General features: G+C 62.5%; 3 protein-coding genes and 1 pseudogene. 2 read left to right on the forward strand and 2 right to left on the reverse strand.

Going from position 1 to position 7,883, the window contains the following annotated elements; genetic code table 11:
* Both EN750_RS40605 and EN750_RS10245 read left to right on the forward strand, forming a co-directional pair.
* Positions 1 to 111: pseudogene (locus EN750_RS40605) on the forward strand (transcriptional regulator); the annotation flags it as partial.
* Between the two features lie 183 nt (positions 112 to 294).
* Entirely contained in the window at positions 295 to 1,221 is a 927-nt protein-coding gene (locus EN750_RS10245; RefSeq protein WP_127396352.1) for a Gfo/Idh/MocA family oxidoreductase, read from the forward strand.
* Between the two features lie 374 nt (positions 1,222 to 1,595).
* On the opposite strand, the gene rpoC is transcribed toward EN750_RS10245, so the two are convergent.
* Positions 1,596 to 5,792: a DNA-directed RNA polymerase subunit beta' gene (rpoC, locus tag EN750_RS10255; protein ID WP_013531415.1), complete on the reverse strand. Its 4,197-nt coding sequence runs from the start codon at positions 5,790 to 5,792 to the stop codon at positions 1,596 to 1,598.
* Between the two features lie 147 nt (positions 5,793 to 5,939).
* Positions 5,940 to 7,883, reverse strand: a 1,944-nt coding sequence (gene rpoB / locus EN750_RS10260) for a DNA-directed RNA polymerase subunit beta (RefSeq protein WP_127396353.1), incomplete at its 5' end; no start/stop codon positions are given.

Consider the following 7,883-nt stretch of genomic DNA (forward strand, 5'->3'; position numbering starts at 1 on the left):
GACCAGATCGGCGACATGGACGGCATCCCCGACGAAGAGCCGCATATCTCCGCTTTCCAGGGCGCGCTCGAAGGCGAAGTGTCGATCGTCACCTTCGACGTGCCGATCTGAACCCGAACCCGGTCCAGCTTTCGAATCGACTGCCGAGACGAATCGGCGACCGAGGCCTTCCCAGCCGACAAAAATGTGCACTGCCGCCTCAAGGAAGGCCGAGCTAGGCTTCTCGGCTTCGGCTTGCCCGGGGCAAGTGTTCTGGTAAGAAACCATCACCATCATCAAACAGACGGAGCGGCCGTGTCCCAGCCCATCAAGATAGGCATCGTCGGCGTTGGCAAGATCGTCCGCGATCAGCATCTGCCGGCCCTGGCGAAAGACCAGGACTATCGCCTCATCGCGGCTGCCAGCCGTCACGGCAAGGTGGATGACATCCCGAATTTCCCTCACATCGAAGCCATGCTCGATGCGGTGCCCGAGCTCGAGGCCGTGTCGCTCTGCATGCCGCCGCAGTTCCGCTACGATGCGGCGCGCACCGCGCTGATGGCCAAGAAGCATGTCTTCCTGGAGAAGCCGCCTGGCGCCACGGTCAGCGAGGTCGAGGACCTCAAGACATTGGCCGCGCAGAACGGCGTCTCGCTGTTCGCCAGCTGGCACTCGCGCTATGCGCCGGCGGTCGAGGCCGCGCGTGCTTTTCTAAGTTCAGCCCGCATCCACTCGGCCGCCATCAACTGGAAGGAAGACGTGCGCCGCTGGCACCCGAACCAGGAATGGATCTGGGCTCCCGGCGGTTTCGGCGTCTTCGATCCCGGCATCAACGCGCTGTCGATTGCCACCCATATCCTGCCGCCGATGTTCATCACCTCGGCGGTGCTGGATTTTCCCGAAAACCGCGCCTCCCCGGTTGCCGCGCGCGTCGCCTTCCGCACCTCGAACGGGTTGCCGGTGACGATGGACCTCGACTGGCTGCAGACAGGCCCGCAAAGCTGGGACATCCTGGCCGACACCGACAAGGGCGCGATGGTGCTGTCGGGCGGCGGCTCGAAGCTCGCCATCGACGGCAAGGTGGTTCATGACGAGCCGGAGGCCGAGTACCCGATGCTCTACAAGCGCTTCGCCGAGATCGTCCGCGCCGGCACCTCCGATGTCGATCTGGCGCCGCTGCAGCATGTCGCTGACGCCTTCATGCTCGGCAAGCGCAACGTGGTCGAGGCGTTCTTCGATTGACAATGGGCTGTGAAGAGCGACCTCGCTCCGATCCCCACTTCCCGGATCATTTGCGAAGGGCGCGCCGCCCCTCATTGTCCTGCCGGACATTTCTCCCCGTATAGTGACGGGGAGAAAGGGGCAATGGCGACGCCGGCGTTCGCCCTGCAAGGTCGCCGATTGGCGAAATCGTCAGCGACGGCGTCCTTCTCCCCGTCACTATACGGGGAGAAGATGCCGGCAGGCAGATGAGGGGCGGCGCCAGCCTGCAAAACAAGGCACCAGACGATGCTCCTCACTTCGCCACCGCCACAAAGTTCGGCTCCAACGCAATGAAAAAAGGCCGCCGGGTCGCCCCGACGGCCTTTTTTTGCCTGAGATTCCTGCCGCCGCGCTTACTGCGCGGCGGTTGTCATGTCGGCCAGCATCGGCTCGGCGACTTCCGCACCCGAGGCCTTGCGGCGCTCGTCGATGATCAGTTCGTCGCGCGAGGTGGCGATGCGCCGGATCTGGCTCATCGTGCCGCCGGTACCGGCCGGGATCAGCCGGCCGACGATGACGTTTTCCTTCAAGCCCTGCAGCATGTCGGTCTTGCCGGCAACCGCAGCCTCCGTCAGCACCCGGGTCGTTTCCTGGAAGGAGGCGGCCGAGATGAAGGACGGCGTCTGCAGCGATGCCTTGGTGATGCCGAGCAGCACCGGCAGGCCTTCGGCCGGCTTCTTGCCGTCCTCGACCAGACGCTCGTTGACCTCTTCCAGTTCGATCACGTCGACATGATCGCCCGGGATGTAGGTCGAATCGCCCTGCACCGTGATCTCGACCTTCTGCAGCATCTGGCGAACAATCACCTCGATGTGCTTGTCGTTGATCGACACGCCCTGCAGACGATAGACTTCCTGGATCTCGTTGACGAGGTAGGAAGCAAGTGCCTCCACGCCCTTGATCGCCAGGATGTCGTGCGGCGCCGGATTGCCGTCGAGGATGTAGTCGCCCTTCTCGATGACGTCGCCGTCCTGGAGATGGAACGGCTTGCCCTTCGGGATCAGGTATTCGACCGGCTCGAGCGTCGAGTCATGCGGCTCGATGATGATGCGACGCTTGTTCTTGTAGTCGCGGCCGAAGCGGATCGTGCCGTCGATCTCGGCGATGATGGCGTGATCCTTCGGACGACGTGCCTCGAACAGCTCGGCAACACGCGGCAGACCGCCGGTGATGTCCTTGGTCTTGGCGCTTTCCATCGGAATACGCGCCAAAACGTCGCCGGGGCGAACCTGCGAACCCGGCTCGACCGAAAGAATGGCCTCGACCGAGAGCAGGAAGCGGGCGTCGCCGCCCTTCGACAGCTTGCCGACCTTGCCCTTGGCGTCCTGGATCGCAATCGCCGGCTTCAGGTCGTTGCCGCGTGGCGTCGAGCGCCAGTCGATGACCTCACGCTTGGTGATGCCGGTCGACTCGTCGGCCGTTTCCTGAACGGAAATGCCGTCGACCAGATCCTCGTACGACACCCTGCCCTCGATTTCAGTGAGGACCGGACGGGTATAGGGATCCCACTCGGCGATACGCTGGCCGCGCTTCACCTTGTCACCATCGTCCACGAAGATGCGCGAACCATAGGTGAGACGGTGCGAGGCGCGCTCCTTGCCGGCCTCGTCGAGGATCAGCACCGCCATGTTGCGGCCCATGACCATCTGCTGGCCGTCGGAGTTGCGCACCACGTTGCGGTTACGGATCTCGACCTTGCCCTCATACGAGGCTTCAAGGAACGAGCTGTCGACCACCTGCGCGGTACCGCCCATGTGGAAGGTACGCATGGTGAGCTGCGTGCCCGGCTCGCCGATCGACTGCGCCGCGATGACGCCGACGGCTTCGCCCTGGTTGACCGGGGTGCCGCGGGCCAGATCGCGACCGTAGCAGACCGCGCAGACGCCAACCCTGACTTCGCAAGTCAGTGCCGAGCGGATGCGGACCGACTGGACGCCGGCCTTTTCGATCTGTTCCACGTCACGCTCGTCCATCAGCGTTCCGGCCTTGACCAGGATCTCGCCCGACACCGGATGGGTGATGTCGTCGAGCGACGTACGGCCCAGCACGCGCTGGCCGACCGAAGCGACGACCTGACCGGCATCGACGATCGGCTGCATGGTGAGGCCCTTGTCGGTGCCGCAGTCGACGGAGTTGACGATGCAATCCTGCGCCACGTCGACCAGACGACGGGTGAGGTAACCCGAGTTCGCCGTCTTCAAGGCGGTGTCGGCCAGACCCTTGCGGGCGCCGTGGGTCGAGTTGAAGTACTCGAGCACGGTCAGGCCTTCCTTGAAGTTCGAGATGATCGGCGTCTCGATGATTTCACCCGACGGCTTGGCCATGAGGCCGCGCATGCCGGCAAGCTGACGCATCTGGGTGGGCGAGCCACGCGCACCGGAGTGCGACATCATGTAGATCGAGTTCATCGGCTTTTGACGGCCATTGTCCTCAAACTCGACCGCCTTGATACGGGCCATCATTTCGTCGGCGACCTTTTCCGAGCACTTGGCCCAGGCGTCGACGACCTTGTTGTACTTCTCGCCCTGCGTGATCAGACCGTCATTGTACTGCTGCTCGTATTCCTTGGCCAAAGCCTCGGTGTCGGAGACCAGCTTGATCTTGGCATCCGGGATCAGCATGTCGTCCTTGCCGAACGAAATGCCGGCACGGCAGGCATGGCTGAATCCGAGCGCCATGATGCGATCGCAGAAAATGACCGTCTCCTTCTGACCGCAATGGCGGTAGACGGTGTCGATCATCTTGGAGATGTTCTTCTTGGTCATCTCCTGGTTGGCGGTCTCGTAAGGCACGTTGACGTTCTTCGGCAGAAGCTCGCCGATGATCATGCGGCCAGGCGTGGTGTCATGGATCTTCGACACGACCTTGCCTTCCGCGTCGACCGTGCGGAAACGACCCTTGATCTTGGAGTGCAGCGTCACCGCCTTGGTCTCGAGCGCGTGCTGGAGTTCGCCCATGTCGGCAAACACCATGCCCTCGCCCGGCTCGTTCTGGTTGACGATCGAGAGATAGTAGAGACCCAGAACCATGTCCTGCGACGGCACGATGATCGGCGCGCCGGAAGCCGGGTGCAGGATGTTGTTGGTCGACATCATCAGCACGCGGGCTTCAAGCTGCGCTTCCAGCGACAGCGGCACGTGAACGGCCATCTGGTCGCCGTCGAAGTCGGCGTTGAAGGCCGTGCAGACCAGCGGGTGCAGCTGGATCGCCTTGCCTTCGATCAGGATCGGCTCGAACGCCTGGATGCCGAGACGGTGCAGCGTCGGCGCACGGTTCAGCAGCACCGGATGCTCGCGGATGACCTCGTCGAGGATATCCCAGACTTCCGGACGCTCCTTTTCGACCAGCTTCTTCGCCTGCTTGACGGTCGAGGAGTAACCCTTGGCGTCGAGACGGGCGTAGATGAAGGGCTTGAACAGTTCGAGCGCCATCTTCTTGGGCAGGCCGCACTGGTGCAGCTTGAGCTCCGGACCGGTCACGATGACCGAGCGGCCGGAATAGTCGACGCGCTTGCCGAGCAGGTTCTGACGGAACCGGCCCTGCTTGCCCTTGAGCATGTCGGACAGCGACTTCAGCGGGCGCTTGTTGGCGCCGGTGATGACGCGGCCGCGACGGCCGTTGTCGAACAGCGCATCGACGGCTTCCTGCAGCATGCGCTTTTCATTGCGCACGATGATGCCCGGGGCGCGCAGCTCGATCAGCCGCTTCAGACGGTTGTTGCGGTTGATGACACGGCGATAGAGATCGTTCAGATCCGACGTGGCGAAACGGCCGCCGTCCAGCGGAACCAGCGGACGCAGGTCCGGCGGGATCACCGGAACCACTTTCATGATCATCCATTCCGGACGGTTGCCGGATTCCATGAAGTTCTCGACGACCTTGAGCCGCTTCAGATACTTCTTCTGCTTCAGCTCGGAGGTGGTCGAAGCCAGTTCCGAACGCAGGTCGCCGGCGATCTTCTCCAGGTCCATGCCCGCCAGGAGGTCATGAATGGCCTCGGCGCCGATCATGGCGGTGAAACTATCCTCGCCATACTCGTCGACGGCGATCATGTACTCTTCCTCGCTGAGCAGCTGGTGCTCCTTCAGCGCGGTGAGGCCAGGTTCGGTGACGATGTAGTTCTCAAAGTAGAGGACGCGCTCGATGTCCTTCAGGGTCATGTCGAGCAGCGTGCCGATGCGCGACGGCAGCGACTTCAGGAACCAGATATGGGCGACCGGTGCCGCCAGCTCGATATGGCCCATGCGCTCACGACGAACGCGCGACAGCGTGACTTCAACGCCGCACTTTTCGCAGATGACGCCCTTGTACTTCATGCGCTTGTACTTGCCGCACAGGCACTCGTAGTCCTTGATCGGGCCAAAAATGCGCGCGCAGAACAGACCGTCACGCTCCGGCTTGAAGGTGCGGTAGTTGATGGTCTCCGGCTTCTTGATCTCGCCGAAAGACCAGGACAGAATCTTCTCAGGGCTGGCAAGCGATATCCGAATGGAATCGAACACCTGCGCAGGCGCCTGCGGATTGAAGAGATTCATGACCTCTTGGTTCATGCCGTTCTCCTTTTCGGGGTCCTCGAAAACCCCTTGCATCTAGCGCGGGCCAAACGCCCGCCGTCGTGTGTCGGCCACCGGCCGAAGAATTTGGTGCGTTCGGTCGCGATTTCCGCGACCGAACGTCTTGTTTACTCGGCCGCGCCCCTATTCGGCAGCATCGGGCAGCCGGACAGGGTTGTCGTCGAGCTTGGTGTTCTCCAGCTCGACATTGAGGCCGAGAGACCGCATTTCCTTGACGAGAACGTTGAAGCTCTCGGGGATGCCGGCCTCGAAGGTGTCGTCGCCACGCACGATCGCCTCGTAGACCTTGGTACGACCGGCGACGTCGTCCGACTTCACCGTCAGCATTTCCTGCAGCGTGTAGGCGGCGCCGTATGCTTCCAGTGCCCAGACCTCCATCTCGCCGAAGCGCTGGCCACCGAACTGCGCCTTGCCGCCCAGCGGCTGCTGCGTGACGAGCGAATACGGACCGATCGAACGCGCGTGGATCTTGTCGTCCACGAGGTGGTGAAGCTTGAGCATGTAGATGTAGCCCATCGTCACCTTGCGATCGAACGGCTCGCCCGTGCGTCCGTCATAGAGCTGCGACTGACCTGATGTGTGCAGGCCCGCCTGCTCCAGCATGATGTTGATGTCAGCCTCATGCGCGCCGTCGAACACCGGGGTCGCGATCGAGACGCCGCGGCGCATCTGCTCGCTGAGGCGAACGATGCTCTCGTCGTCATAGTCACGAACCGGCTCGTTGCGGTCGTTGGCCGGAATGAAGCTCTCGAGCGTCTTGCGCAGCGGCTTGATGTCGCCGGCTGCCTTGTACGTGTCGATCAGCTCGCCGATTTTCCTGCCCATGCCCGCGCATGCCCAGCCCAGATGCGTTTCCAGGATCTGGCCGACATTCATGCGGCTCGGCACACCCAGCGGGTTGAGCACGATATCGGCATGCGTGCCGTCCTCGAGGAAAGGCATGTCCTCGACCGGAACGATCCGCGACACGACACCCTTATTGCCGTGACGGCCGGCCATCTTGTCGCCGGGCTGCATCTTGCGCTTCACGGCCACGAAGACCTTGACCATCTTCATGACGCCCGGAGGCATTTCGTCGCCGCGCTGGACCTTCTCGACCTTGTCCATGAAACGCTGTTCGAGCGCCTTCTTGGAATCGTCGTACTGGCCACGCAGGGCTTCCAGTTCGCTCTGGAGCTTTTCGTTCTCCACGGCAAACTGCCACCACTGCGAACGCGGATACTCGTCGAGCGTATCCTTGGACAGCGTCGAGCCCTTCTTGAAGCCCTTCGGTCCGGCGATCGCTTCCTTGCCGACGAGCACGTCGGAAAGACGCGCGTAGACGTTACGGTCCAGAATGGCCTGTTCGTCGTCGCGGTCCTTAGCGAGGCGTTCGATCTCCTCGCGCTCGATCGCCATGGCGCGCTCGTCCTTCTCCACACCGTGGCGATTGAAGACGCGCACCTCGACGACCGTGCCGAAAGTGCCCGGAGGCATGCGCATCGAGGTGTCGCGCACATCGGATGCCTTTTCGCCGAAGATGGCGCGCAGAAGCTTCTCTTCCGGCGTCATCGGACTTTCGCCCTTCGGCGTGATCTTGCCGACCAGGATGTCGCCCGGCTGAACTTCGGCACCGATATAGACGATGCCGGCTTCGTCGAGGTTCTTCAGCGCTTCTTCCGAGACGTTTGGAATATCGCGCGTGATTTCCTCCGGCCCGAGCTTGGTATCGCGCGCCATGACCTCGAACTCCTCGATATGGATCGAGGTGAAGACGTCGTCGGCGACGATGCGTTCGGACAGGAGGATCGAGTCCTCGTAGTTGTAGCCGTTCCACGGCATGAACGCGACCAGCACGTTACGGCCGAGCGCCAGATCGCCGAGCTCGGTCGACGGACCGTCGGCGATGATGTCGCCCTTGTTGACCCGGTCACCCATACGAACCAGCGGACGCTGGTTGATGCAGGTGTTCTGGTTCGAGCGCTGGAACTTCATCAGCCGGTAGATATCGACGCCGGACTTGCCCGGATCGAGATCTTCGGTGGCGCGGATAACGATACGCGTCGCGTCCACCTGGTCGACGATGCC

Source organism: Mesorhizobium sp. M7A.F.Ca.ET.027.03.2.1, from assembly GCF_003999175.1.
Taxonomy (GTDB): Bacteria; Pseudomonadota; Alphaproteobacteria; order Rhizobiales; family Rhizobiaceae; genus Mesorhizobium.